This is a genomic window from Amycolatopsis australiensis (assembly GCF_900119165.1).
Taxonomy (GTDB): Bacteria; Actinomycetota; Actinomycetes; order Mycobacteriales; family Pseudonocardiaceae; genus Amycolatopsis; species Amycolatopsis australiensis.
In genome coordinates this window covers 4,193,749-4,219,547 of record NZ_FPJG01000006.1, presented here as the reverse complement: position 1 = coordinate 4,219,547, position 25,799 = coordinate 4,193,749, and the positions used below count along the sequence as shown (strand labels likewise).

Below are 25,799 nucleotides of genomic sequence, written 5' to 3'. Positions count from 1 at the left end.
GGTCAGGAAGCGACGCGCAGGACGAGCTTGCCGCGGGTGCGGTTGGATTCCCCACGGCGGTGCGCCTCGGCGGCCTGCTCCAGCGGGAACACCTCTTCGACCTCGACCGTCACCTCGCCGGAGTCGATGAGGGCCCCGATGGTGGCCAGCGCGGGTCCGTCCGGCTCGACCAGGAACGGTGTCACCCGCCGGCCCTTCGCCTCGGCCGCGGCGGCCAGTTCGGGTGACACGCCGGCCGGGACGGCGACGAGGAGCCCGCCGGGGCGCAGCACGTCCAGCGAGCGTGCGCCGGTGTCGTCGTGGCGGTCGCCGACCAGGTCGAGCACGACGTCGACGTCGGAGGCCGCGTCCTCGAACCGGACGGCGGTGTAGTCGATCAGCTCGTCCGCGCCGAGCTTGGTGAGCCAGTCGTGGCGGCCGGCCCGTGCGGTGCCGAGCACGTGCGCGCCGAGGTGCTTGGCGAACTGGACCGCGAGGTGCCCGACACCGCCGGCGGCGGCGTGGATCAGCACGCGCTGCCCGGGCCGCACGTACGCGGTATCGACCAGGGCCTGCCACGCGGTGAGCGCGGCCAGCGGCACCGCCGCGGCCTGCTCGTGGCTGACACTGGAGGGCTTGCGGGCGAACTGCCGCGCCGGCGCGGTGACGTATTCCGCGTAGCCGCCTGCCGCCCGCGGGAACCAGGGCATGCCGTAGACCTCGTCGCCCTCGCGCAGGGTCGTCACGCCGAACCCGGCCTGCTCCACGACGCCGGAGACGTCCCAGCCCAGGATGAACGGCGGCTCGCCGAGCACGCCCGCCATGCCGCCGCCGGCGCGGGTCTTCCAGTCCACCGGGTTGACGCCGGCCGCGTGCACCTTCACCCGGACCTCGGTCGGCAGCGGTTCGGGGCGCGGCACTCGCTGCACCGAAAGCACGTCGGGACCGCCGAGAGCGTGCTGGACGACGGCGCGCATCGATGTGTCGGACACGGGGTTCACTCCCTGGATCAGGTGGGCTTTCCTGGACCCCGGCAACGTATCCCCAGGGATATAGTTACCCGCAAGGACCAGAACTTCCCAACGGGAAGTATCGAGGTGAGAGGCTTGCCATGACGACCGTGTGCCTGACCGGGCAGCATTCCGACCACGACGTCTACGCCGCGCAGTGCCCGTGCCGGGCGATGCTGGACCTGCTGGCGAACAAGTGGTCCGCGCTGGCCATCGGCGCGCTCGAGGACGGCCCGCGGCGGTTCGGGGAGCTGCAGCGGCACCTGCAAGGCGTCAGCCCGAAGGTGCTGACCCAGACGTTGCGGCGCCTGCAGGACTTCGGCCTCGTCGATCGCACGGTCTACCCCGCGGTGCCCCTGCACGTCGAGTACTCGCTCACCGAGCTGGGGCACAGTGCGGCTGTGCCGCTGCGGATGCTGCGCAGCTGGGTCGAGGACAACATCGACAACGCGGCGCGCGCGGGAGCGTCGGCGGCCTCGTGCGCGGAGGAGACCGCGGCCGGCCGCTGACCGGCCGCACCGGAATCGCGCCTACCTGCGCAAACAGTCTATTCTATGGTGGTATACACGGCGGGTATACACATGCCGTATAGTGATCGACATCCCCGGATTCCCGGGGCCAAGGAGGGACAGGGGTATGTCGGTATCGCATACGTTGCTCGCACTGCTCGAGTCCGGCCCGAGGCACGGCTACGACCTGAAACGGGCGTATGACGAGCAGTTCGGGCAGGACCGTCCGCTCGCGTACGGCCAGGTCTACTCGACGTTGTCCCGGCTGCTGCGCCACGGGATGGTCGAGGTGGCGGGCGTCGAAGCAGGCGAAGGACCGGAGCGCAAGCGCTACACGATCACCGACGCGGGGATCACCGACGTCGAAACCTGGCTGCGCACACCGGAAAACCCGCAGCCGTACCTGCAGAACACGCTCTACACCAAGGTGGTGCTCGCGCTGCTGTCCGGGCGCAGCGCCGCCGACGTGCTCGACGTCCAGCGCGGCGAGCACCTGAAGGTGATGCGCTCGCTCACCAAACGCAAGCACGGGGGCGACCTCGCCGATCAGCTGATCTGCGACCACGCGCTCTTCCACCTCGAGGCGGACCTGCGGTGGCTGGAGCTCACCGCCGCGCGCCTCGGTGAACTCGAGAAGGCGGTGCGCTCATGACCGGGCCGGGAACGCCGTTGCTCGCCGGCAGCGGGCTGCACAAGTCGTTCGGCCAGACGCGGGCGCTCGACGGGGCCGCGCTGTCCGTCTCGGCGGGAGAAGTGCTCGCGATCATGGGGGCGTCGGGCTCCGGCAAGTCCACTCTGCTGCACTGCCTCGCCGGCATCGTCCGGCCGGACTCGGGCACCATCACCTACCGCGGCGCCGACCTGGTCGCGATGGACGACAAGCGACGGAGTGCGTTGCGGCGCACCGAGTTCGGCTTCGTGTTCCAGTTCGGCCAGCTCGTGCCCGAGCTGTCCTGCCTCGAGAACGTCGCGCTCCCGCTGCGGCTGACCGGGGCCGGGCGGAAGGAGGCCGAGGCCAAGGCGGCCGGCTGGCTCGCCCGGCTGGAGGTCGACGCGGTGGCGAAGCGCCGTCCCGGCGACGTCTCCGGCGGGCAGGCGCAGCGGGTCGCGGTGGCGCGGGCGCTGGTGACCGGCCCGAAGGTGGTCTTCGCCGACGAGCCGACCGGCGCGCTCGACTCGCTCAACGGCGAGAAGGTCATGCGGATGCTCACCGAGGCGGCACGGGAAACGCACGCCGCGGTGGTGCTGGTGACCCACGAGCCGCGGGTCGCGGCCTACTCGGACCGGGAGATCATGGTGCGCGACGGGCGCACGGTCGACCGGGAGCTGGTCGCATGATGCGGGATCTGGCGCTGGGCCTCCGGCTGGCCGTCGGGGGCGGCCGGATGTCCGGCGCGGCGCTGCTGCGCCTGGCGATGACCACACTGGGGATCGCGCTCGCGGTCGCCGTGCTGCTGCCCGCCGCGGCGGTCCACCACCTGATGGGCGTGCAGGCGGAGCGCAGGGCGGCGATCTCGCAGGTCACCGAGCCTCGTGCGGGCGTCGCCCCGCTGCTGGCCTACAACTGGTACGCGTCGGCCGGCGACGACTTCGTGAAGATCACCGCGGTCGCGGCGACCGGGGCGAACTCGCCGGTGCCGCCGGGGCTCGGCAGGCTGCCCGCGCCGGGCGAGCTCGCCGTGTCGCCGGAGCTCGCCGCGAAGCTGGCCGCGCCGGGCGGCAGTTCGCTGAAAGCGCAGCTGCCGGGGCACGTGGCCGGCCGGATCTCGCGGGAAGGCGTCGCCGGCGCGGGCGACCTCAGCGCGTTCTACGGGGTGCCGGCCGCGCAGATCGAGGCCGAGGCCGACGGCCGCAAGGTCTACGCGTTCGGCCTGCCTTACACCGGGCTCGGGCTGTCGGCGATCGTCCTGGGCGTCATCCTGCCGATCGCGGCGGTGCTGCTGCTGCCGTTGCTGATCTTCGTGACCACCGCGTCGCGGATGGGCGCGGCGCAACGGGAACGCCGGCTCGCCGCCCTGCGGCTGATCGGCCTCGACTCGCGGCAGGTCAAGCGGGTCGCGGCGGCGGAGTCGCTGGTCGGCGCGGTGCTCGGGCTGGCGGCCGGCATCGGGTTCTTCGCCGTGCTGCGCACGTTCGTCGCCGACGTCCTGCCGTTCGGCCTGCGGATCTTCCCGGAGGACTTCGTCCCGTCGTGGCCGCTGGTCGTGGTGATCGTGCTGCTGGTACCCGGGCTCGCGGTCGGCTCGGCGCTGTTCGGGCTGCGCCGCACGATCGTGGAACCGCTCGGCGTGGTCCGCCAGGGCAAGCCGGTGCGACGGCGGATGTGGTGGCGCTGGGCGCTCACCGCGGTCGGCGCGCTGCTGCTGGCCGCCACCCTGGCGTTCGGCCGGGGCAACGGCCACGCCGCCGCCGGGCTGACGCTCGCGGCGGGCAGCGTGTTCCTGCTGGTGGGCGTCGCGGCTCTGCTTCCGTGGCTGGTCGAGCGGCTCGTGGAGCGGCTGCACGGCGGTCCGCCGTCGTGGCAGCTCGCGATCCGGCGGCTGCAGCTGGACAGCGGCACCGCCAGCCGCGTGGTGTCCGGCCTGGTCGTCGTGCTGGCCGGCACCATCCTGATCCAGGGCGTGATCACGTCGCTCGACAGCGGCACCGCCCGGCAGGCCACGCCGGACGGCGTCGCCGCCGCCCCGGTGCGGGTCGACACCACCGTCGCGCACGAGGCCGAGGTGGGCAAGCTCGTGTCGGCCGTGCCCGGGGTGACCGGCGTGCACCCGGCCAGGAACCTGACGTTCCGGTCCGGCCAGGAGCGGAGCTACGGCGTGGTCGGCGATTGCGTGGCGCTCCGGGCGCAGGCGAACATCGGCGACTGCTCCGACGGCGACGTGTTCTCCCTGGCGTCGGACAGCGGCGGCGCGGCGCCGGCAGGCAAGCTGCAGCTGCAGGGTTACTCCCGCGGCCGGGAAGTGAACGGTCCGGAGTGGACGGTCCCGGCGGGTGTCAAGGTCGTGCCGGCGGCCTACGCGGGGACCGCGATGGGCGACAGCCTGCTGGTCACCCCCGGCGCGCTCGGCGGCCTCGCCCTCCCGGACTCGTCGGTCGCGGTCTACGTGTCGGGCACCGGCGACGTGCAGGCGCTGACCGACAACGTCGCGAGGGCGGTCAGCCCGCTCGCGTGGAACGCCTCGGCCGGCAAGACCGACTACCTCGAGGACTTCCGCGCCCGCGACCGGCAGCTGGTGGAGAGTTTCCGCGCGGTGCTGATCACCGCGTCGCTGTTCGTGCTCGCGGTGGCCGCGATGAGCCTGCTGATGCTGTCGATCGAGCAGATCAGCGAACGGCGGCGGCCACTGGCGGCGTTGTCGGCGGCCGGCGTGCCGATCGGGGTGCTGGCCCGCGGAGCGCTGTGGCAGACCGGGATCCCCGTCGTGGTCGGCGTCGTGCTGGCGGTCGCGGCGGGGCTCGGCCTGACCGCGCCGATCCTGCGGCTGGCCGACCGGCCGATGATCGTCGACGTCCCGGTGCTGCTCGCGCTGGCGGGCGCCACGGTGGCGGCGGTTCTGCTGGTGACGGGGCTGACGATGCCGTTGCTGCGGCAGGTGACCCGGTTGGACACGCTGCGCTCGGAGTGACGCGGCCGGCCGGGCGTGGCGTGCGGGCGCCACGCCCAGCCGCGGCGTCACCTCGACGTGAGCCCCGTGTTGGTCCGGCCGGACAGCTGCTGGGCGACGGCCGCGCACACGGTGGCGCCGTATCGGTGCTCGTCGCGTCCCGGGAGCGGCCGTACTCCCCCGACCCACCAGCGCGAACGTCCCGGCAGCCACCGCGGCGACGCTGACCGTCCGACGCCGCCGAGCGGCCACCACCGGCACCTCGTCCACACACTCTCCCTGCCTTCGACGCACCGTCCCCCGCACACCCACAAGACGCCACGCGCGGCACGGCCTGTCGCAGTGGCGCTCAACCGATTTCCAGGACCGCCTTGCCGTGCAGCCGGCGGTCGAGCAGGGCTTGGGCCGCTTCGGCGTAGCGCGTCCACGGGCCGCGCCGGCTGATGCCCGGGTCGAGGCGGCCGGCGGCCAGTTCGGCGGCGAGCCAGGCCAGGTCTCCGGAAAAGCCGGCGGCCGGGTCGGCGAGCAGGAAGAACGTGTGGATCGATCGGTCGTGCCGTCCCGCGGTGGCCAGCAACGCCCCGGGCGGGAACACCGCGTCCGCGCCGGACGAACGGCCCACGCTCACCACCATGCCACCCGCCTGCACGGCGGCGAAGGCATCCACCAGCTGCCGGCCGCCGACGTTGTCCAGCACGCCGAACACGGGCCGCTCCACGTGCGCCGGATCCGCGACCACCTCGTGCGCGCCCAGCTTCCGCAGGCCGTCCTCCTGGGCGGGGTTTCCGCTGACCGCCACGACTTCGGCGCCCGCACGGGCGGCGAGCTGCACCGCGTAGCGGCCGACACCGCCGGAGGCACCGGTGATCATCACGCGCCGGCCGAGGAGCTGGCCCATGCGGCGCAGCACGTGCAGGGCGCTCAGGCCGGCGACCGGAACCGTGCTCACCGCACCGAGGTCGGCGCCGTCCGGCACGACGCCGAGCATCGTGACCGGGACCGCGCGCAGCTCGGCCCAGCCACCACCCGCGCCGAGGGTGACCACCGGGGTTCCCACGGCCGGGCCCGACCCGTCCGCCGCGGCCTCGACCACGACGCCCGCCGCGTCCCACCCGATGACGGTGCCCGCCGGCGTGCCCGGATCGGTGGCGCCCCGGACCTCGCCGTGGTTGAGCGAAACCGCCTCGACCCGGACGAGCGCGTCGCCCGGTCCGGGTACCGGGTCGGCGACCTCGGCCAGCGAGAGGTGTGCCGTGGCGGCGTGATCGACAACGAGTGCGCGCACAGTGAGATCCCTTCGGCGTAACTGCCACAGTGTGGCGTTTGCTTCAGTAGAGCATATGCGCCTTGAGCGCGCACCGGCTACACTGCCGGTGATGACGACTCCCGGACAGCCCGCCACGCTGCGCGAACGAAAGAAGCTGCGCACCCGGCAGGCCCTGGCCAGCACCGCGGTCACGCTGTTCAGCGAGCGCGGTTTCGACGCCACGCCACTCGACGCGTTGCTCGAAGCGGTGGAGGTGTCGAGGCGGACGTTCTTCCGCAACTACCGGTCGAAGGAAGACGTCGCGCTCACCGCCGTCAAGCAGCTCTGGCGCGCCTACCTCGACGTGCTCGACGAGACCGAGAAGACCGGCCCGCTGGCCGACGTCTTCCGCGACGCGCTCCTGGCCACCCTCGAGCGCATGGACCAGGACTGGTACCGGCGCTTCGCCGCCACGCTCCGGCTGATCGAGCAGTCGCCGTCGCTGGACGGCCATTCACTGCGGCACTGCGCGGAGGTCCAGGACGAGATCGCGCGGCGGCTCGGCGACCCGCGCCGCCTCGAACTGCGGCTGCTGATCGAGTTCTGCGTGGCGACCTGGCGGTGCGCGCTGGACGACTGGCTGCCCGCGTGCGTCCCCGGCGAACTGCCCGGGCACGTACGCCACGCCTTCGCCAGGATGACCGACAGCCTGCGGCTCGAAGCCTGAGCCGACGTCGCGCTCAGGCGGTCAAGGCCTTCAGCAGGTCCCGCAACGCTTCCTGCTGGTCCGCCCGCAGTGAACCCAGCGGCGAGGTGTCGCCCAGCAGCTTCAACGCCTGCTCCCGGCGCCGGAGCCCTTCGGCGGTGAGAACGATCTGCTTGGCCCGGCGGTCGGTCGGGTGCGGGTGGCGGTTGAGCAGGCCGCGTTCCTCGAGGCGGTCCAGCACGAACGTCGCGTTCGACGCCTCGCACGCCATCCGCGCGGCCAGCTCGCGAGCGGTGATCGGCTCCGACAGCTCGCGCAGCGCCACCACCTGACTCGGCGTGAGGCCCAGTTCGTCCGCGACCCGGCGGACGTGGCCGTCGAGCGTCCGCGCGAGCCCGTGGACCAGCTTGCACACGTCCCGGTCGATGTCCTCGCTCGCCATACCCCGACTCTAGCGGTCACGGTTCGAACTATGATAGTTCTAGTTCAAATGATACTAACTCGAACCAACTGGGGGTTCCGTGGCCGTCTTTTCCCTGATGCTCGTCGTGTTCAGCCTCACGACCGGCGAATTCGTGGTGTCGGGCATCCTCCCCGACCTGGCCGCCGGCCTGGGCGTGCCGCTGTCGGCGGCCGGGTTGCTGACGACCGCCTACGCGGCGGGGATGATCGTCGGCGGCCCGGTCGTCACGCTCCTGACCGCCCGGGTTTCCCGTAAACCGCTGATCATCGGGCTGGTCGCGACGTCCGTGCTGGCGAACGCGGCGTCGGCGATCGCGCCGGGTTACGCCGTCCTGCTCGTTTCGCGGATGCTCGCGGGGCTGGTCGTGGCGACGTTCTTCGCCGTCGCGATCGCCACCGCCGCGTCGACGGCGCGGCCGGGCAAGCAGGCCTCCACCGTCGGCAAGGTGGTGCTGGGCCTCAACCTCGGCATCGTCCTCGGCGCCCCGCTGGGCACGTTCGTCGGCCAGCACCTGGGCTGGCGAGCGACGTTCTGGTCGGTCGCGGCCGCCGCCGCACTGGCCTTGCTCACGGTCCTGCGGTTCGTCCCGGACCGGCCGTCGGCGACGACGGGCCCGGTGGCCGGGGAGCTGCGGGTCTTCGCGGACCGCCGCGTCCAGCTGGCGATCGCGCTGACCGCCGTCGGGAACACCGGCGTCCTGACGGTCTTCACCTACCTCGCCCCGCTGCTGACCGAAGTCGGCGGCTTCCCGCCCGGCGCCGTCCCGGTGCTTCTCCTCGGCTACGGCGCCGGCGCGGTGCTCGGCAACGCGGTCGGCGGGCGGCTGGCGGACCGGGCGCTGCTGCCGTCGCTGGCCGGGCTGCTCGCGACGCTCGTCGTCGTGCTCGGCCTGGCCTGGCTGGGCGGCGGCCACCCGGTCGCGACGGTGGTGTCGACGGTTCTGCTGGGCGCGCTGGCGTTCGCGATCGTGCCCGGAATGCAGACGCGGGTGATCACGGCTGCGGGTGCCGCGCCGACGCTGGCCGTGGCGGTCAACGCGTCCGGCTACCAGCTGGCCGCGGCGTTCGCCGGCTGGCTGGGCGGCCAGGTCGTCGACAGCGGCGCCGGGCTCCGCGCGATCTACCCGGTCGCCGCGGCCCTGACCGTCGCCGGGCTGGGCATCGCGCTGTACTCGCTGCGCCGCGACCGCCGGGAATCATCGGCTCAGGGATCGTTGCCCGGTGGCAGGTCCCGAACGTCCTGAAAGCCCAGCTGCGGCCCACCGGCCGCCGTCGCGGCGACCGGCCGGAGCAGGAACCCGATGTGGTCGCCGGTGTCGTGCCGGGACAGGATCTCGCCGACGAACCAGTCCGCGCACGCGTCGATGACGGGCACCCCGAGCGGACCGGGACGCGCCGGGGTGCGCGCGAACTTGTCCACGTCGGACCCGCTGTGCGAGCCGAACAAGCGCGCGAGTCCGGCGTGGTCCCGCGTCAGCCGGTGGACACCGAGCGCCGGTGCGGCCGCGGCGACCTCGGTGGTGTGGTTGGCCTTGGACAACCACACCATGAACCGCGGCGGCGAGATGCTGCACTGAGCGGCGAACCCGACGAGGCAGCCGGCCCACCGATCACCGTCGGCGCACGTCACGACGTACATCGGGTAGTCCAGCCGTCCCACCAGATCATCGAAGCGTCCGGCGAGGTCGTCACCGTTCGGCACGTCCGCTCCTTCCCGCGTTCTGCCCGGCTGCCGTCACGGAGACGATAGTGTCGCGGCCGGTCCGGTGCATCAGGCCGGTGCCCGGTGCACGAATCCGTCGCGCCCCGAGTCGGCCTGCTCGCCGAAACCACCGGCGACCTCCGCGCGCTCACCGGCCGCCCGGCACGCCGATCGCCGTCACGCCGTCTACTGTGGACCGTTCGTCAGCGAAAGATTGAACGTGTACCGCGACGCCCGGTAGACGTGCCAGCCGTACTCGACCACGCGGCCGGTGTCGTCGTACGTCGTGCGCTGCATCGTCAGCAGCGCGGCGCCCGGCTGCTCGCCCAGCAGCTCCGCGTCCTCCTCCGTCGCCAGCCGGGCGCCGATGTTCTGCTCGGCGGCGTGGAGGCGGACCCCCGCCGACCGCAGCAGCTGGTAGAGCCCTCGCTCGCGCAGCTCGTCGTCGGTCGGGTCGATGACGCCGTCGGGCAGGTAGTTGTTCATCAGCGCGAGCGGCTCGCCGCCGGCCGAGCGGACCCGCTCGAGCCGCCGCACCCGCGTCAGGTCCGGCGCCTCCAGCAGCCCGGCGACGTCGGCGTCGGCGTCCTCGACCCGGTTGACCAGCACTTTCGACTCCGGTTCGCCGCCGAGCCCGGCGAGGTCGTCGAACAGGCTGCTCAGCCGCAGCGGCCGCGCCACCTTCGTCCGGACGACCTGGGTGCCGACGCCCCGCCGCCGCACCAGCAGCCCCTGGTTGACCAGGGTCTGGATCGCCTGGCGGACCGTCGGGCGCGACAGCCGCAGGCGGGCCGCCAGGTCCACCTCGTTGCCCAGCCGGGCCCCCGCCGGCAGCCTGCCGTCCTCGATCGCGGCGTGCAGCTGCCGCGAGACCTGGAAATACAGCGGCTCGGGGCTGCCCGGATCCAGCTCGATCTCCCGGCCGGGATCCCAGGCCGGATAGGTGACGTCCGGGCCGGACGGCGGCGGAGGAGTGCTCATCGCCGGAAGCCTACCGCCCTCGGCGGTGCGGTAGGGATGACCGAATGTCCATATGTCTTGACAAAGTCTCTGTCCGCTGGCAAAGTCGATCTCGGACCAGCCGAAGCTCTCCGGGAGGAAGACCGTGACCGACATGCTGCGACACCTCGTCGCCAGGCGGGTGCGCGCCCCGGAAGCGATCGCCGAGGCGGCCGCCGGCCGGGTGCGGCCCGAGTCGCCGTTCAACGACCAGGGCCGGGTGATGGTCATCGCCGCGGACCACCCCGCCCGCGGCGCCCTCGCGGCGGGCGGTGACCCCATGGCGATGGCCGATCGCGGCGAACTGCTCGAACGGCTGTGCCTGGCACTGGAACGCCCGGGCGTCACCGGCGTGCTGGCCACCGCGGACGTCCTCGACGACCTGCTGCTGCTCGGCGTGCTCGACGGCAAGACGGTGCTCGGCTCGATGAACCGGACCGGCCTCGCCGGGTCCAGTTTCGAAATCGACGACCGGTTCGCCTGCTACGACGCGGAAACCCTCGCCCGGATGCGGTTCGACGGCGGCAAGACCCTCACCCGGATCTGCCTCGACGACCCGGCCACGCCGAGCGTCCTGGAAAACACCGCGCGGGCGGTGAACGAGCTGGCCGACCGCAAGCTGATCGCCCTCGTCGAGCCGTTCCTGTCGGTCCGGTCGGACGGCCGGGTCAAGAACAACCTCTCCCCCGACGCCGTGATCAAGTCGATCACGATCGCCGCCGGGCTCGGCCGCACGTCGGCCTACACGTGGCTCAAGCTGCCCGTGGTGGCCGACATGGAACGCGTGCTCGCGTCCTCGACCCTGCCGGTGGTCCTGCTCGGTGGTGAGGTCACCGACCCCGACGCGGCCTTCGCCGCCTGGCAGCAGGCGCTGGCCCAGCCGACCGTGCAGGGCCTGGTGGTCGGCCGATCCCTGCTGTACCCGCGCGACGGGGACGTCGCCAAGGCCGTCGACACCGCGGTGGGACTGCTGTGAACCCCGCGCCGCACAACCCGGAGGAAGCACCCGTGAAGACGATCGAACACCGGATCGGCGGCACCACCACCGCCGCGGCGTCGACTCGCACGGCGCCGGTCCACGACCCGGCAACGGGACGGCAGCAGGCTTCGGTGCTGCTCGCCGAACCGTCCGATGTGGACAGCGCAGTTGCAGCCGCGAGCAAGGCCTTCGCGGCGTGGGGCGACTCTTCGCTGTCCCAGCGGACCAAGGTGCTGTTCGCCTTCCGCGAGCTGCTGGTACGTCACGAGGACGAGCTGGCCCGGGTCATCTCGAGCGAGCACGGCAAGGTCGTCGAGGACGCCCGCGGCGAGATCGTGCGCGGCCGCGAGGTCGTCGAGTACGCCTGCGGCATCGCCGACGCGCTCAAGGGCAGCTTCTCCGACCAGGTCTCCCGGGACGTCGACGTGCACGACTTCCGGCAGCCGCTCGGCGTGGTCGCCGGGATCACCCCGTTCAACTTCCCGGTCATGGTGCCGCTGTGGATGCACCCGATCGCGATCGCCACCGGCAACACCTTCGTCCTCAAGCCGAGCGAGCGCGACCCGTCGGCGGCCAACCTGGTCGCCGAGCTGTACGCCGAAGCCGGGCTGCCCGATGGCGTGTTCAACGTCGTGCACGGCGACAAAGCCGCGGTCGACGCGATCCTGGACCACCCGGACATCGCGGCGGTGTCGTTCGTCGGCTCGACGCCGGTCGCCAAGTACGTGCACGAGCGCGCGACCGCGGCCGGCAAGCGCGTCCAGGCCCTCGGCGGGGCGAAGAACCACGCGGTGGTCCTGCCGGACGCCGACCTGGAGTACGCCGCCGACCACCTGACCGCGGCGGCCTTCGGCTCGGCCGGGCAGCGCTGCATGGCGGTCTCGGTCGCGGTCGCCGTCGGGCCGGCCGGCGACCGGCTCGTCGAGATCCTCGAGCGCAAGGCCCGCGCGGTGCGGGTCGGCCCGGGCACCGACCCGGCCAGCGACATGGGCCCGGTCGTCACCGAAGCCGCCCGCCGGCGCATCGTGGACGCCGTCGCGCGGGGCGCCGAGCAAGGCGCGTCGGTGGTCGTCGACGGCCGTGACCTGAAGGTCGAAGGCCACGACGGCGGCTTCTTCGTGGGGCCGTCCCTGCTGGACCACGTCACGACCGAAATGGACGCCTACCGGGACGAGATCTTCGGGCCGGTGCTCGCGGTCGTGCGCGCGGAGACCGTCGACGAGGCGATCGCGATCATCAACGCCAACCCGTACGGCAACGGCACCGCGATCTTCACCGGCAGCGGCGAAGCGGCCCGCAAGTTCCAGCGCGAAGTCAAGGTCGGCATGATCGGCGTCAACGTGCCGATCCCCGTGCCGATGTCGTACTACTCCTTCGGCGGCTGGAAGGACTCCCTCATCGGCGACAGCCCCATCCACGGCCCGGCGGGTGTCCGCTTCTACACCCGCGCGAAGGTCGTCACGACGCGATGGCCGCACACCCGCGCGTCGGCCGCGGCGTTCACCTTTCCGACTTCCGGCTGAGCAACGCACCGGATAACCGGAACGCTCGTCTCCGGTTTCCGGTACGGTGAACGGCAGCACCCGTGAAGGAGGCTGCCGTGGGGCCACTCCCGAAGAACGCCGTGAACCGCTTCAACAGCTGCGTCGGCTCACTCCGGACGTCGCCGCGCTGGGGCGGGCTCGTCCGCCGTCACCTGACCCAGGTCACCTACACCGGTCGCCGGTCGGGGCGCACGTTCAGCATTCCCGTCGGCTACCGGCGGGCGGGCGACGTCGTCACCATCGGCGTGCGCCTGCCCGGTGCGAAGTCGTGGTGGCGCAACTTCACCGGCGACGGCGGCCCGCTGACCCTCGAACTCGACGACGTCGAGCGCACCGGCCACGCGGTGGCCCGCCGCGACGCCCGGGGCCGGGTCACGGTCACCGTCCGGCTCGGCGAAGCCGGCTAACGGGCCATCCCGTGCCAGAGCAGGGCGGCGAGCGCGGCCGCGTCGGCGCGCCACTCGCCGTTCGGGTCGAGCATCAGCAGCCCGGCGAGCCCGCGCAGCACCACCACCGGGTCCAGGTCCGGCCGCACCGTTCCGGCCTCGGCGTTGGCTTCGAGCAGCCGCGCCATCGCGCCGACCATCGCCTCGTAGGCGTTGGCCGGCAGCTCGCCGCGGGACGCCGTCGCGCGGCGCAAGGCGTCGGCCAGCCCCTTCTTCGTCATCATGTAGTGGGCCAGGTGGTCGGTCACCCACGCCCGGAACGCCGCGTCCGGCGCGTGCTTGTCCAGCAGCACCGGCACGACGTCCACGAGATGCCGGACCTCGCGCTGGTAGACCGCCAGGATCAGCGCCTCCGGGGTCGGGAAGTGCCGGTACACCGTGCCGACACCGACCTCGGCCTGCTTCGCGATCGCATTGAACGAGACCTCGCCCGCCTTGGCCAGCGACTCCGCGGCCGCGGCGAGGATGCGCTCGTGGTTGCGGCGGGTGTCCGCGCGCCGGGGACTGACCGATCCCGTCGTCATCGCCTCTCCCGCCGCTCGTGCCGTCCCGCCGAATCTAACCCAGACCTGGAGCAACTCCAGCGTCACCACTTCATTGCGAAGCGGATTGTAATCCGCTAGCCTCGCCACCGGGTGAAGCGGATGACTATCCGCTCCCTCGTTCGCCGCCACCACCACCGTCGGACCCCGACGAGCTGCGAAAAGAGACCAGTGGACATCTCACTCGAAGTCAACGGCAGTACCGAACACCTGGACGTCGATCCCGGCGTCACGCTCCTGGACGCGCTGCGGGAGCGCCTCGCGATCACCGGGCCGAAGAAGGGCTGCGACCGCGGCCAGTGCGGCGCGTGCACCGTGCACGTCGGCGGCCGGCCCGTGCTCTCGTGCCTCACCCTCGCCGCCACCGTGCGGGAGCCGGTGACCACCGTCGAAGGACTGTCCACTGAGGACAGCCTGCACCCCGTGCAGCAGGCGTTCGTCGACCAGGACGCCCTGCAGTGCGGGTTCTGCACCGCCGGGCAGATCATGTCGGCGGTCGCCGCCGTCGAGCAGGACGTCGAAGACGTGCGGGAGTTCATGTCCGGCAACCTCTGCCGGTGCGCGGCCTACCCGAACATCGTCAAGGCGGTCGAGCAGGCGAGGCGGGCCGATGCGTCCGTTTGAGCTGACCGCACCCGCCACCGTCGAAGCGGCCCTCGCGACACCCGGCACGTTCCTCGCCGGCGGGACGACCCTGGTCGACCTCATGAAACTCGACGTCCTGACGCCGCAGCACGTCCTGGACATCAACGCCGTCCCGCTGCGCGGCATCGACACCGCCGACGGCCTGCGGATCGGCGCCCTGGAGCGGATGAGCGCCGTCGCCGCGCACCCGGACGTCTACCCGGCGATCTCGCGTGCCCTGCTGCTCAGCGCGTCCCAGCAGCTGAGGAACATGGCCAGCATCGGCGGGAACCTGCTGCAGCGCACGCGCTGCTCGTACTTCCGTGACGTCGCGACGCCGTGCAACAAGCGCGAGCCCGGCAGCGGGTGCTCCGCGATCGAAGGCGCCAACCGGATGCACGCGATCCTCGGCACCAGCGACGCGTGCGTGGCGACGCACGCCAGCGACCTCGCCGTCGCCCTGGTCGCGCTCGACGCCCGGCTGCGGCTCGCGGACGCCGCCGGCACCCGCGAGGTCGCCCTGCGCGACTTCTACCAGCTGCCCCGCGACACGCCCGCGCTCGAGAACGACCTGCGCCCCGGCGAGCTGATCACCGAGGTGGTCGTCCCGCGGCTGGACTGGGCGGCGAACTCCACCTACGTCAAGGTGCGCGACCGGCAGTCCTACGAGTTCGCGCTGTGCTCGGCCGCCGTGGCGCTCGACGTCCGGGACGGCGTCATCGCCGACGCGCGGGTCGCGGCCGGCGGCGTCGGGACCGTGCCCTGGCACCTGCCCGCCGTCGAGGACGCGTTGCGCGGCGCCGCGGCGACGCAGGCTTCGTTCGAAGCCGCCGCGGCCGTGGCCGCCGAAGGGGCCCGGCCGCTGGCGGGCAACGCTTTCAAGGTGCCGCTGCTGAAGCGGACCATCGTCCGCGCGCTGCTCGAACTGACCGAGGGGAGCCCCCGATGATCACCCGGCTCGACGCGCCGCTGAAGGTCACCGGCGGAGCCAAGTACGGCGCCGACCACACCTTCCCCGGCATGGTCTACGGCTACGTCGTGCTCAGCACGATCGCCCACGGCGAACTCGAGGCCGTCGACTTCTCCGCCGCCCGGAGCGCCCCCGGCGTGGTCGGCGTGTACTCGCCGTTCGACCCGCTGAAGCTGCGCACCGCGACCTCGCCACTGTTCGGCGAGACAGCGGTTCCCTTGCAGAGCAAGGAAGTCACCTACTACGGCCAGCCGATCGGCTTCGTCGTCGCGGAGACGTTCGAGCAGGCGCGGGACGCGGCGGCGCTCGTCGAGGTCGGCTACCGCGAGCTGCCGGCCAGGACGTCGCTGGCCGAAGGCCTCGCCGACGCCGAGGACGCGCCGCCGGCCCGCGACGGCGCGCCGCCGACCCTCGAAGTCCTCGAAGACGGGATCGAGTCCATCGAGGACGCGTTCGCGGCCAGCCCGGTCGTCGTCGAGGCCACCTACACGACCGCGACGCAGAACCACGCCGCGATGGAGCCGCATTCCGCGGTGGCCGTGTGGGACGGCGGCGAGGTGACCGTCTACAGCGGGAACCAGGCGTCGAACCTGCAGGCGATGGAGCTCGCCAGCGCGCTCGACGTGCCGCTGGAGGCCGTGCACTGCGTGAACCCGTTCGTCGGCGGCGCGTTCGGCGGCAAGGGACGGACGTCGGCGCCGGCGTTCCTCGCCGCGGCCGCGGCCCGCGACCTCGGGCGCCCGGTGAAGGCCGCCCTCACCCGCGAGCAGGTCTTCACCGCGACCGCCGGCCGGGCCGCGACGGTCCAGACCATCAAGCTCGGCGCGGAACGCGACGGCACACTCGTCGCCGTCAGCCACGACTCGTGGTGCAGCACCGACACCGCGCGGTCGTTCGTCGAACCGACCTCGCACGGCACCTCGCGCGAGTGGTACGCGACGCGGAACCTGGCCATCAGCCAGAAGATCGTGCCGCTGAACGTCCCGCCGACGACGTTCATGCGCGCGCCCGGCGAGGCACCCGGCTCGTTCGCCCTGGAAAGCGCGATCGACGAGCTCGCCGAGGCGCTCGGCATGGACCCGATCGAGCTGCGCATCCGCAACAACTCGACCGCCCCGCCCGGCAAGGACCTGCAGTGGTCGAGCAAGCACCTCGACGAGTGCTTCCGCGTCGGCGCGGCCCGCTTCGGCTGGCAGCACCGGCGGCCGGGCGGGCACACCGACGGCGACTGGCTCGTCGGCATGGGCGCCGCGACCGCGATGTTCCCCGCGCTGCGGTTCCCGGCGACGGTCGGCATCACGCTCAAGGCGGACGACACCGCCGTCGTCGCGACGAGCGGCGCGGACCCGGGCACCGGCCTGCTGACCGTGCTTTCCTTGGTGGGCGCGGAGTCGCTGGACATCCCGGCCGAGCGGATCACGCCGCGCCTCGGCGACTCGCTCCTCCCGCCGGGCGGCCTCTCCGGCGGCTCGACGGCGACGGCGAGCGCGGGTACGGCCATCATGATCGCCGCGACCAAGGCGATCGACGAGCTGGTCGCGCTCGCGGCCGATCCCGGCGCACCGTTCGAAGGCCACGAAGTCACCTACGCCGACGGCCGCGTCTTCGCCCACGGCCGGACCATGACCTTCGGCGAGCTGCTGCGCGCCGTGGGCCGCGAGTCGCTCGAGGTGACCGGCTCGTCGGCACCCGGCGAGGAGGTCACCAAGCACTCGTTCAGCTCGTGGGGCGCCCAGTTCTGCGAGGTGCGGGTGCACAAGTGGACGCGCGAGGCCCGGGTGTCGCGGATGCTCGGCGTGTTCGACGCGGGCCGGATCATCAACGACAAGGCGGCCCGCAGCCAGCTCATGGGCGGCATGATCTGGGGCGTGTCGGCCGCGTTGCACGAGGGCCTGGAGATCGAGGCCGGCGGCCGGCTCGCCAACGGCGACTTCGCGAGCTACCTGCTGCCGGTGAACGCGGACATCCCGGAGGTCGACGTCCAGCTGGTCGAGTACCCGGACACGCTGCACAACGCGGTCGGCGCGCGCGGCGTCGGCGAGATCGGCGCGGTCGGCATGGCGGCCGCGGTCGCCAACGCCGTGCACAATGCCACCGGCATCCGGGTCCGGCACATCCCGATCACCATCGAGGACCTCCTCGAAGACTGAATGAAGACCGAACGGCGTGGGCGGGGCGTGCGAGCGTGCTCCGCCCACGCCGTTATCCATCCGCGACAACTCCCGCGACGGTTCGGCCATGACGGCGGCCGGTCCCCGGTCCTAGGCTGACGGGCGCTCCCCCGCTCTTCCACGAAGGGACCTCCCGGCATGACCGACCCCGTCGTCCCCACCACGTCCGGCGCGGTCCGCGGCCAGGTCACCGCCGCCGGCTTCGCGCTGTTCCGCGGCATCCCCTACGCCGCCGCGCCGGAGGGCGACCTGCGGTTCGCCGAACCCGTCCCGGCGCAGCCGTGGGAAGGGGTCCGCGACACGAGAAGACCCGGGCCGACCGCGCCGCAACGCCGCCACGACGTGCCCGGGCTCGACCTGTCGCCGATCACCGGCACCGGGTGGCGGCCGGGCCCGGAGTACCTCACCGCCGACGTCTGGACCCCGCGGCTCGGCCCGGCCGGGCTGCCGGTGCTGGTGTTCGCCCACGGCGGCGCGTTCCTCGGCGGCACGGGATCGGCGCCGGTCCACGACGGCACGGCGTTCAACCACGCCGGCGCGGTGCTGGTGACCGTGCAGTACCGGCTCGGCGCCGACGGCTTCCTCCCCCTCGACGGCGGCGCGACCAACCTCGGCCTGCGCGACCTGCTCGCGGCCCTGCGGTGGGTCCGGGAGAACATCGCCGGGTTCGGCGGCGACCCGGCGAACGTCACGTTCGCCGGCCACGCGTCCGGCGCCGTCAGTGTCGCCTGCCTCCTCGCTTCCCCGCTCTCGCAAGGCCTCTTCCACCGGGCGATCGTCCAGAGTGGACATCCGGAGATGGTGCGCGACGGCGTGCAGGCCCGCCGGCTGGCCCGGGTGATCGCCGACGAGCTGAAGGCCGAACCGACCGCCGAGGCGTTCCGCAAGGTGTCGACCGAGCAGCTGCTCGACGCGCAGGACGCCGTCTTGCGGCCGGGTGGCGCGCCCGACCTGCGGGACGCGCTGGGCTACGACCGCGGCTACGGGCTCAGCCCGTTCCTGCCGGTGGTCGGCGACGACGTCCTGCCGCAGCACCCGGCCAAGGCGATCCGCGCCGGCGCGGGCCGCGACGTCGACCTGCTCGCCGGCAGCTGCAGCGAGGAGATGCGGCTGTACCTGGTGCCCACCGGAGCGCTGGAGGCCGTCACCGACGACCAGGCCGTGGCGTCGCTGGCGGTCTCCCATCCCGACCCGGCCGGCGTCCTGCACCGGTACGGCCTCGGCTCGGACCGCCCGGCGGGCGAGGTCCTCGTGGCCGCCCTGACCGACCTGGTCTTCCGCGACGGCGTGCGGGACCTGGCCGAGCACCACACCGGCCGGACCTTCCGGTACGAGTTCGAATGGGGCTCGCCGCTGCTCGAAGGCAGCCTGGGGGCGTGCCACGGGCTCGAACTGCCCTTCGTGTTCGACGCCCTCGGCCCGCTGTCCGGACCGCGGGGCCTGGTCGGCGACCACGCGCCGCGAGAGCTGGCCCGCGACCTGAACAGCGCCTGGTACCGCTTCGCCGCCACCGGTTCGCCCGGCTGGGCGGAGTACACCGGCGAGGACACGCTGTTCCACGCGTACTGATCCACTGCTCCACCGGGCTGGACCCGGGCGCGGGCGGTTGACTGCGGCCCCGCCGCGCTGCCAGGCTCAGGCAGCCCGGACGGCCGGATGATTGGGGACCACCGATGCCCGAGGCGGGCTCTGCCGCACCGCCGCGCGCGCTCGTTCGCACGCTGTTGCGCAGCGGCACACCCGCGGAACCCGCCGAGCCGCCGTCCGGCGACGGCGATCTCACCGCCGTCGGGGACGCGACGCTCGCCCGCGCCGCGCGCTACTGGGTCGTCGTGCCGCTGGCCTACCGGATCGCGGCGTTCGTCAAGGTCTTCATCGGGTTCACCGCGGCGAACGGCGGGCTCGGGCTCGGGCCGGTGCTCGCGGCCACCGTGTTCGCCGTCGCCGCCAACACCGCCGCGGTGGCCTGGGTGCTGCGGTCCGGCGGGCTCCGCGCCCGTGTCACCGGCCGCGCGCTCGCCCTCGACCTGGCCGTCGGGGTGGCGCTCAACTTCGCCGTCGCGGCGACGGCTCCCGCGGCGGTGCAGCCGTTCGCCGTCGACGTGTCGTGGACCTGGCTGGTGGGCGCGGTCGCCATGTGGGCGGGCACGTCCGGGCTGCCCTCGGCGCTGTGGCTGCTGGCCGGAGCCGTCCCGCTCCGCGCGGCGCTCACCCTGGCCGGCGGGCTGCCGCTGACCGACCAGCTGGCCGTGACGCGCTCGATCGGCTGCATGGTCGCGCTGGCGGTGGCGATCGTGCTGGCCGCGGGCATCCTCATCCTGCTCGGGGCGGGCACGCGGTTCGCCGTCGACATCGGGATCCGCCGCGGCCGCGAGGCCGAGCGCCGCCGGACGCGGCGCATCATGCACGACAACGTGCTGCAGACCCTGGAAGCGCTGGCCATCTCGGCACCGGGGGACGACGCCGACGCCGTCACCCGCCTGGCGGAGGTGCGTTCGGTCGCCAAGGCCGAGGCGGCGGAGCTGCGCCGCCGGATCACCGAGCCGGTGCCGACCGGGTCCACGCGCGGGTTCGCCGTCGACCTCGCCGGCGTCGCGACCGAAATGGCCCGCGACGGCCTGCGCACCCAGCTCGTCGCCGCCGACTTCGCCGACGACCACAAGCTGTCCCAGGACCGGCGTACCGCGATGTGTGACGCGGTGCGCGAGGCATTGCGCAACACGGTGAAGCACTCGGGCACGAACCAGGTCGTGCTGCGCGTGGAGGAACGCGACGGCGGGATCGCGGTCGTCGCCCGCGACCAGGGACAGGGCTTCGACGTCCGCGAGCGGCCGCCGGGCTTCGGCATCAGCCAGTCGATCGTGGCGCGCCTGGCCGAGGTCGGCGGGCACGGCACGGTCGACTCGCAGCCGGGCCGCGGCACCCGCGTGACGATGTGGGTGCCGAGCTAGCGCCGTCCGTCAACAGTCCTGCGCTGCGGCACAAGACCGCGGCCGCCCGCGGGGCGCACCATCCCCGGACCAGCCACCGCGGGAGGAGAACCCATGGCCGACGCGCTGCGCCGCGACGCACTGGGCACGCCGGGTGTCGTCTTCCTCGTCTTGGCCGCCGTCGCGCCGCTGACCGGCATCGTCGTCATCGCCGCGCTGGGCATCGCGCTCGGCAACGGCGGCGGTATGCCCGGCGCGTTCCTGCTCTCGGCGGTGATCCTCGTGCTCTTCGGCGTCGGGTACGCGCAGATGAGCAAGGTCGTCACCGGCGCGGGCGGGTTCTACGTCTACGTCACGAAAGGTCTCGGGCGGCCGCTCGGCCTGGTCGCGGCGCTGATCGCGCTGCTGGGCTACAACTGCTTCGTCGCCGGGGCGGTGGGGACGAGCGGGTTCTTCACGGCGAACGTCGTCGAGCAGGTCTTCGGGTGGCACACGCCGTGGCCGCTGTGGAGCCTGCTGTCCGCCGTGGCGGTGTTCGCGCTCGGCCGGCGCGGGGTCGACGTCAGCGCGAAGGTGCTCGGGGTCTCGCTGGTCCTGGAGGTGTCGATCCTGCTCGTCCTCGACGTCGCGGTCGCGCTCCGGACCGGCCTCGACGTGCACGCGTTCGCGCCCGGCGTGGTCTTCTCGGGCTCGGTCGGCATCGCGTTCCTGTTCGCCTTCAACGCCTTCGTCGGCTTCGAAGCCACGGGGCTGTTCAGCGAAGAGGCCCGCGACCCGCACCGGACGATCTCCCGCGCGACGTACACGGCGATCGTGCTCATCGGCGTCTTCGCGGCCTTCACGACGTGGGCGATCGTCAGCGCGACGAGCGTCGACGCGGCCGGCGCGAGCGCCCGGGACCATCTCGCCGCCGGCGATCTCGTCTTCTCGATCAGCCGGGCCCACCTGGGCTCGTTCCTCACCGACGTGATGATGCTGCTGCTGGTCGTCAGCCTGTTCGCGGCCCTGCTGGCGCTGCACAACTCGGCGACGCGGTACCTGTTCGCGCTCGGCCGGTCCCGGGTGCTGCCCGCGGTCCTCGGCCGGACGAACGCGGCGAACGGGGCGCCGTACGTCGCCAGCGGGACGCAGATCGGGTTCGCCACCCTCGTCGCGGCGGTCTACGCGCTGGCGGGGCTGGACCCGCTCGCCGACCTCACGGCCAGCATGACCGGCATCGGAACGCTCGGCGTGATCAGCCTGCAGGCCCTGGCCGGAATCGCGGTCGTGGCGTTCTTCCGCCGCCGGCGCGACCCGAGGCTCTGGCGCACCGCGGTGGCTCCCGGCCTCGGCGGGCTGGGCCTGATCACGGTGACGGCGCTGGCCGTCTTCAACTTCCCGACGCTGGCGGGGTCGGACGCCCCGGCCATCGCGCTGCTCCCCTGGCTGCTGGCCGTGGCGGTGGCGGGTGGCCTGGGGCTGGCCGCGTGGCTGCGGGCTCGCCGGCCGGAGGTCTACGCGGGCCTGGACGAACTCGGCCTCGACGCCGAACCCGCTGTCCCCTGAGCCGCGATCGGCAGCGGGACTCGCGCGGCAACCGGGCGCCTGCACCGGCCCGACCACCGCAGCCGCACGCCGGACCCGCGACCCCTAAGCCCGCCCTCGGCAACGAGACTCGCACGGCAACCGGGCGCCTGCACCGGCCCGACCACCGCAGCCGCCCGCCGGACCCGCGACCCCTAAGCCCGCCCTCGGCAACGAGACTCGCGCGGCAACCGGGCGCCTGCACCGGCCCGACCACCGCAGCCGCCCGCCGGACCCGCGATCCCCTAAGCCCGCCCTCGGCAACGAGACTCGCGCGGCAACCGGGCGCCTGCACCGGCCCGACCACCGCAGCCGCCCGCCGGACCCGCGACCCCTAAGCCCGCCCTCGGCAACGAGACTCGCGCGGCAACCGGGCGCCTGCACCGGCCCGACCACCGCAGCCGCCCGCCGGACCCGCGGTCCCCTAAGCCCGCCCTCGGCAACGAGACTCGCACGGCAACCGGGCGCCTGCACCGGCCCGACCACCGCAGCCGCACGCCGGACCCGCGACCCCTAAGCCGCGCGACGGGCCGCGCGCTCGGCGGCGAGGCTCGCCCGGCAGGCCGCCGTCAGCCGCGTGGTGGCCGGGCTGCTGCCGTGCCCGCAGCGGGGGCAAGTCATCGTCACGCGCAGGGTCAGCTCGTCGACCGCGACGGCCAGCTCGGTGCGGCAGCCGCGGCACCAGCGGTGCCGGGTGACCGGGCTGACGTGGGCCGGTGAGGCGACGCACTGGTGGATCCACCGGCCGTGGACGTGACAGGTCAGGCGGTCGTCGGGCGCCAGCAGGCCCATGTCCTCGGCGTCGTCCTCGGTGGCGAGCAGCACCGGCAGGCTGCGGACGCGGGCCGGGCCGGCGGAGCAGGTCGTGGCGGTCATCGTGGTCCCCTTTCGCTACTGGTACGTCGAAAGGGAACCGGCGGATTCGACGGCTGGCGGGAACCCGGTGGTTCGTGGCATTTCCGCCACTCCCCGGTCCGGGCCCGGCCCAGTAGGTTCGGCGCGTGTCGAAAATCCTGCTCTCGATCCACGTCCTGGCGGCGGTCCTCGCCGTCGGCCCGGTCGCCGTCGCGGCCAGCATGTTCCCCGCCGCCATCCGGAAAGGGGACGTCAAGGTCGCGACCGCGCTGCACCGGATCTGCCGCGTCTACGCCTACGCCGCCATCGCGGTGCCCGTGTTCGGCTTCGGCGTCGCGGGCACGATGCACGTCATGGGCGACCCGTGGCTGCTGACGTCGATCGGGCTGACCGCCGTCGCGGCCGCGGTGCTCGCGCTGCTGGTGCTGCCGCGGCAGAAACGCGTCCTGACCGGCGAAGGCGCTCCCGGCAGCCTGGCCATGACGACCGGGGTGTTCAACCTGCTGTGGGCGGCGGTGACGGTGCTGATGATCGTCCGGCCCGGCTCCTCGACCGGCGCCTAGCCCGGCACCCGCACCGCGACGAAGTCCGGCCGGTGGCGCAGCGCGAACCCGAGTGACAGGTAGAGCCGGATCGCGGAGGTGTTGCTCGCCGCGGCGTGCAACATCGGCGTCTCGCCGCGCTCGCGGATGCCCGCCGCGACGGCGAGCACCAGCCGCGTCGCGAGGCCCTGCCCGCGGAAGGCCGGGTCCGTGCAGACGGCGCTGATCTCCGTGTGGCCGGGCGGGTGCAGGCGCTCCCCGGCCATCGCGACCAGCGCGCCCTCACGCCGGATCCCCAGGTACGTCCCGAGTTCGACGGTCCGCTTGCGGAACGGCCCGGGCTTCGTCCGCTCGACGAGGTCCAGCATCTCCGGCACGTCCGCGAGCCCCAGCCGCACGGCTTCCGTGTCCGGCGCGGCCGCGACCCCGTCGTCGACGAGCTGGACGCCCGGGATCTCGTCGAGCACGTCCCAGCCGGACGGCGGCCGCCCGGTGGGGGCGGCGAGCACGACGGTCGCCCCCGGCCCGGCGAGCCCGGCGACGTCGAGCCAGTCCTGCTCGCCCGGGTCGTCCGGCAGGGCCAGGAACGGCGCGACGTCCTCGGGGTAGCGCAGCACGCGCCCCCGTCGTTCCGCGAAGCGGGCGTGCGGACCGGCCAGTGACGCCCAAGCCGGGTTGTCGAGCGGAGATGCCATGCCGCCAGGATGCTGGGTGCGGCCGGGGCCGCGTCGCGGCTCCCACATCCTGAGCCGCGCTCAGCCGACCGTCGTCAACTCCTCGTCGGAGAGCACCCGGTCGCCGTCGGAGACGACGAGCCTGCCGCCGGCGATGGTGTAGCGGTAGTCGCCGTTCTTCGCCACAAAACCGTCTCCCGACTCCTGGGCGGGCAGCACGATGTGGGTCGCGTCCGAGGCCGCCTGTCCGCGGGCTTGGCCGTCGTAGAAGATCCGGCCGTCCGGGACGCGGCACACCGTGACCAGCGACTTCGCCGTCTGCGCCACCAGCAGCGCGGTTCCGTCGCCGCCGGGCAGGTACCGGGCGGCGTCGCCGGGGCACGGCTTGTCGGCCGGGGTGGCCGGCGTCGTCGTGGACGTGGACGGTGTCGTCGTGGACGGCGGGGCGAAGGCGTCGGCGGTCGTGACGACGGTCTTGGTCGTCGGCAGCGACGGGGTGGTGTACGCCGGGAAGGGCCCGGACGCGGCCGGCGCGGGCTTCGGGCGGCCGGCGAAGAGCAGGACGCCGGTGACCGCGGCCCCGGCGACCAGCATCAGCGTGAGCAGCACCCCCAGCGCCCGCCGCCGGACCCGGCCGGGGGCCGGGCTCGCGCAGGTGCCGCACCGCCCGGCCGCGCCGTCGTTGACCGCGCCGCACTGCGCACACGTCCACGGGGAACCCGCCATCGGGCCTCCTTCGGCCCGGCGTCACCGCACGCCGGCCACCTCATCGTCACCGACGAGGGCGCTCCCCGCAACGGCTCGTTACGCCTGATGGACGACGTCGACCACCCACGGGATGCCGAACCTGCCGATGCAGGCGCCGAATCCCAGTAGCGGGTCGGACGCCATGAGCGAAACGCGGATTTTCAGACGACGAACCGGCGGTGCGCGTGCGGTTCCAGCGGCAGCGCCCCGTGCAGCGCGGCGCGGGCGCGCAGTTCCAGCGCGCGGTCCAAGGGGCCGCATCCCGGGGCCGCCGCGGTGTGGAACGTGCCCCGGCCGAACAGGTAGACCAGCGCGAGCTTCCGCTCCCGGCGCCCGTCCGGCTCGGCGAACTCGACGGCCGCGGACCGCAGGCAGCCGCCGTAGCCGGCCCTGGCCAGCCGGTCCGCGACGTCCACCAGGTCCGCGGTCAGCACGCGCAGGTCGCGGTCGCGCCGCCAGCACCGGACCGTCGAGCGGCCGTGGAGGTCCTGCGTGACCAGCGGGTGCACCGGGAGCCGGGCCGACGTCGCGGCGATCAGCTCGGCTTCGGTGCGGGCCAGTGCGTCCCCGTCGACCTTGAAGCCGACCGTGCCGCCGCCGGTGGGCGCGAGGCCGAGCGCGACGCGCATCCGCGGGGCGGCCGCGGCGAGGGTGTAGAGGGACTGCAGGTGCGGGCGGGACGTCCGGCACCGGACGAGCTTGCTGTCCAGCAGGGTCACGACGATGTGTCCTATCTCGGGTCGAGAAGGGCCGCCGGGCCGGGCGCGCTGGCAGTGTCCACAGTGGACGTCAGGCGCGGGGACGCGGGGGCCGGAAAGGACAGCATGCGCCTCCGGGCCCCGGTTCCGGCGCGCGACACGGCGACGGCGCGGCGAACGGCGGCACTTCGCCGCCGAACGGTCACGCCCGGTCAGGCCCGGCCGATCAGCGGCAGGCCGAACAAGGCGTTTCGGTCGCACCAGACATTTAGCGTTGCTAATAGTTCTGGGTCAGA

General features: G+C 73.4%; 26 protein-coding genes. 16 read left to right on the top strand and 10 right to left on the bottom strand.

From position 1 onward, the window contains the following. Positions 1 to 2: 2 nt before the first annotated feature. The gene (locus BT341_RS21075) at positions 3 to 956 is read right to left on the bottom strand and encodes an NADP-dependent oxidoreductase (RefSeq protein ID WP_072482093.1); all 954 of its coding nucleotides are present in this window, start codon (positions 954 to 956) and stop codon (positions 3 to 5) included. A gap of 134 nt (positions 957 to 1,090) precedes the next feature. On the opposite strand from BT341_RS21075, the gene BT341_RS21070 reads away from it, so the two are divergent. The 4 genes from BT341_RS21070 (at position 1,091) to BT341_RS21055 (ending at position 5,124) form a co-directional block, all read left to right on the top strand. Then, on the top strand, positions 1,091 to 1,498 hold the full coding sequence (locus tag BT341_RS21070; protein WP_072477925.1) for a winged helix-turn-helix transcriptional regulator: 408 nt from the start codon (positions 1,091 to 1,093) through the stop codon (positions 1,496 to 1,498). A gap of 127 nt (positions 1,499 to 1,625) precedes the next feature. Next, a complete protein-coding gene (locus BT341_RS21065; protein ID WP_072477924.1) occupies positions 1,626 to 2,150 on the top strand; it encodes a PadR family transcriptional regulator in 525 nt (174 codons plus the stop codon). Next, a complete protein-coding gene (locus tag BT341_RS21060; protein ID WP_072477923.1) occupies positions 2,147 to 2,836 on the top strand; it encodes an ABC transporter ATP-binding protein in 690 nt (229 codons plus the stop codon). The genes BT341_RS21065 and BT341_RS21060 overlap by 4 nt, the downstream gene beginning before the upstream one ends. Continuing rightward, positions 2,833 to 5,124, top strand: a complete 2,292-nt coding sequence (locus tag BT341_RS21055) for an FtsX-like permease family protein (RefSeq protein WP_072477922.1) — start codon at positions 2,833 to 2,835, stop codon at positions 5,122 to 5,124. The genes BT341_RS21060 and BT341_RS21055 overlap by 4 nt, the downstream gene beginning before the upstream one ends. A gap of 328 nt (positions 5,125 to 5,452) precedes the next feature. On the opposite strand, the gene BT341_RS21050 is transcribed toward BT341_RS21055, so the two are convergent. Next, positions 5,453 to 6,388 carry a zinc-binding dehydrogenase gene (locus tag BT341_RS21050; protein ID WP_072477921.1) on the bottom strand — a complete coding sequence of 312 codons (936 nt, stop codon included), beginning with the start codon at positions 6,386 to 6,388 and terminating at the stop codon, positions 5,453 to 5,455. A 91-nt stretch (positions 6,389 to 6,479) separates the two neighbouring features. On the opposite strand from BT341_RS21050, the gene BT341_RS21045 reads away from it, so the two are divergent. Beyond that, positions 6,480 to 7,076 carry a TetR family transcriptional regulator gene (locus tag BT341_RS21045; protein WP_072477920.1) on the top strand — a complete coding sequence of 199 codons (597 nt, stop codon included), beginning with the start codon at positions 6,480 to 6,482 and terminating at the stop codon, positions 7,074 to 7,076. A 13-nt stretch (positions 7,077 to 7,089) separates the two neighbouring features. Here the strand turns inward: BT341_RS21045 and BT341_RS21040 are convergent, their stop codons facing one another. Beyond that, positions 7,090 to 7,497 carry a MarR family winged helix-turn-helix transcriptional regulator gene (locus BT341_RS21040; protein WP_072477919.1) on the bottom strand — a complete coding sequence of 136 codons (408 nt, stop codon included), beginning with the start codon at positions 7,495 to 7,497 and terminating at the stop codon, positions 7,090 to 7,092. A 79-nt stretch (positions 7,498 to 7,576) separates the two neighbouring features. Here BT341_RS21040 and BT341_RS21035 point away from each other — a divergent pair, with 79 nt between their 5' ends. Then, on the top strand, positions 7,577 to 8,761 hold the full coding sequence (locus BT341_RS21035; RefSeq protein WP_245805045.1) for an MFS transporter: 1,185 nt from the start codon (positions 7,577 to 7,579) through the stop codon (positions 8,759 to 8,761). Here BT341_RS21035 and BT341_RS21030 read toward each other — a convergent pair. Together BT341_RS21030 and BT341_RS21025 are read right to left on the bottom strand one after the other, a co-directional pair. Beyond that, a complete protein-coding gene (locus BT341_RS21030; protein ID WP_072477918.1) occupies positions 8,722 to 9,219 on the bottom strand; it encodes a flavin reductase family protein in 498 nt (165 codons plus the stop codon). The two genes, BT341_RS21035 and BT341_RS21030, sit on opposite strands and share 40 nt — an antisense overlap. Before the next feature lie 186 nt (positions 9,220 to 9,405). Beyond that, positions 9,406 to 10,200, bottom strand: a complete 795-nt coding sequence (locus BT341_RS21025; protein ID WP_072477917.1) for a GntR family transcriptional regulator — start codon at positions 10,198 to 10,200, stop codon at positions 9,406 to 9,408. A 133-nt stretch (positions 10,201 to 10,333) separates the two neighbouring features. Here BT341_RS21025 and BT341_RS21020 point away from each other — a divergent pair, with 133 nt between their 5' ends. The 3 genes from BT341_RS21020 (at position 10,334) to BT341_RS21010 (ending at position 13,148) form a co-directional block, all read left to right on the top strand. After that, complete coding sequence (locus tag BT341_RS21020) at positions 10,334 to 11,194, top strand: Cgl0159 family (beta/alpha)8-fold protein (protein WP_072482091.1); 861 nt, start codon at positions 10,334 to 10,336, stop codon at positions 11,192 to 11,194. A 32-nt stretch (positions 11,195 to 11,226) separates the two neighbouring features. Continuing rightward, positions 11,227 to 12,720 (top strand): CoA-acylating methylmalonate-semialdehyde dehydrogenase, encoded by a 1,494-nt coding sequence (locus tag BT341_RS21015; RefSeq protein WP_072477916.1) that lies wholly within the window; start codon positions 11,227 to 11,229, stop codon positions 12,718 to 12,720. 77 nt (positions 12,721 to 12,797) lie between these two features. Continuing rightward, positions 12,798 to 13,148, top strand: a complete 351-nt coding sequence (locus BT341_RS21010) for a hypothetical protein (RefSeq protein WP_072477915.1) — start codon at positions 12,798 to 12,800, stop codon at positions 13,146 to 13,148. Here the strand turns inward: BT341_RS21010 and BT341_RS21005 are convergent. Then, positions 13,145 to 13,711, bottom strand: coding sequence for a TetR/AcrR family transcriptional regulator (locus BT341_RS21005; RefSeq protein ID WP_072477914.1), 567 nt, complete (start codon positions 13,709 to 13,711; stop codon positions 13,145 to 13,147). The genes BT341_RS21010 and BT341_RS21005 overlap by 4 nt on opposite strands. Positions 13,712 to 13,900: 189 nt before the next feature. On the opposite strand from BT341_RS21005, the gene BT341_RS21000 reads away from it, so the two are divergent. The 6 genes from BT341_RS21000 to BT341_RS20975 all read left to right on the top strand — a co-directional run bounded on the left by BT341_RS21000 (position 13,901) and on the right by BT341_RS20975 (position 21,969). After that, on the top strand, positions 13,901 to 14,353 hold the full coding sequence (locus BT341_RS21000) for a (2Fe-2S)-binding protein (protein ID WP_072477913.1): 453 nt from the start codon (positions 13,901 to 13,903) through the stop codon (positions 14,351 to 14,353). Next, the gene (locus BT341_RS20995; protein ID WP_072477912.1) at positions 14,340 to 15,302 is read left to right on the top strand and encodes an FAD binding domain-containing protein; all 963 of its coding nucleotides are present in this window, start codon (positions 14,340 to 14,342) and stop codon (positions 15,300 to 15,302) included. The genes BT341_RS21000 and BT341_RS20995 overlap by 14 nt, the downstream gene beginning before the upstream one ends. Beyond that, positions 15,299 to 17,473 (top strand): xanthine dehydrogenase family protein molybdopterin-binding subunit, encoded by a 2,175-nt coding sequence (locus BT341_RS20990; protein ID WP_072477911.1) that lies wholly within the window; start codon positions 15,299 to 15,301, stop codon positions 17,471 to 17,473. Before BT341_RS20995 ends, BT341_RS20990 begins: the two co-directional genes overlap by 4 nt. A 159-nt stretch (positions 17,474 to 17,632) precedes the next feature. Then, a complete protein-coding gene (locus BT341_RS20985; protein WP_072477910.1) occupies positions 17,633 to 19,063 on the top strand; it encodes a carboxylesterase/lipase family protein in 1,431 nt (476 codons plus the stop codon). 104 nt (positions 19,064 to 19,167) lie between these two features. Further along, the gene (locus BT341_RS20980; RefSeq protein WP_072477909.1) at positions 19,168 to 20,445 is read left to right on the top strand and encodes a sensor histidine kinase; all 1,278 of its coding nucleotides are present in this window, start codon (positions 19,168 to 19,170) and stop codon (positions 20,443 to 20,445) included. A 93-nt stretch (positions 20,446 to 20,538) separates the two neighbouring features. Continuing rightward, positions 20,539 to 21,969 (top strand): APC family permease, encoded by a 1,431-nt coding sequence (locus BT341_RS20975; RefSeq protein ID WP_072477908.1) that lies wholly within the window; start codon positions 20,539 to 20,541, stop codon positions 21,967 to 21,969. Between the two features lie 531 nt (positions 21,970 to 22,500). Here BT341_RS20975 and BT341_RS20970 read toward each other — a convergent pair. Beyond that, positions 22,501 to 22,863, bottom strand: coding sequence for a hypothetical protein (locus tag BT341_RS20970; protein WP_072477907.1), 363 nt, complete (start codon positions 22,861 to 22,863; stop codon positions 22,501 to 22,503). A 125-nt stretch (positions 22,864 to 22,988) separates the two neighbouring features. On the opposite strand from BT341_RS20970, the gene BT341_RS20965 reads away from it, so the two are divergent. Next, on the top strand, positions 22,989 to 23,405 hold the full coding sequence (locus BT341_RS20965) for a DUF2269 family protein (RefSeq protein ID WP_072477906.1): 417 nt from the start codon (positions 22,989 to 22,991) through the stop codon (positions 23,403 to 23,405). On the opposite strand, the gene BT341_RS20960 is transcribed toward BT341_RS20965, so the two are convergent. From BT341_RS20960 to pspAB, 3 genes are all read right to left on the bottom strand, one after another. After that, entirely contained in the window at positions 23,402 to 24,079 is a 678-nt protein-coding gene (locus BT341_RS20960) for a GNAT family N-acetyltransferase (RefSeq protein ID WP_072477905.1), read from the bottom strand. The two genes, BT341_RS20965 and BT341_RS20960, sit on opposite strands and share 4 nt — an antisense overlap. Before the next feature lie 60 nt (positions 24,080 to 24,139). After that, a complete protein-coding gene (locus tag BT341_RS20955; protein ID WP_072477904.1) occupies positions 24,140 to 24,784 on the bottom strand; it encodes a hypothetical protein in 645 nt (214 codons plus the stop codon). A gap of 182 nt (positions 24,785 to 24,966) precedes the next feature. Further along, on the bottom strand, positions 24,967 to 25,524 hold the full coding sequence (gene pspAB, locus BT341_RS20950; protein ID WP_072477903.1) for a PspA-associated protein PspAB: 558 nt from the start codon (positions 25,522 to 25,524) through the stop codon (positions 24,967 to 24,969). Between the last annotated feature and the right edge of the window lie 275 nt (positions 25,525 to 25,799).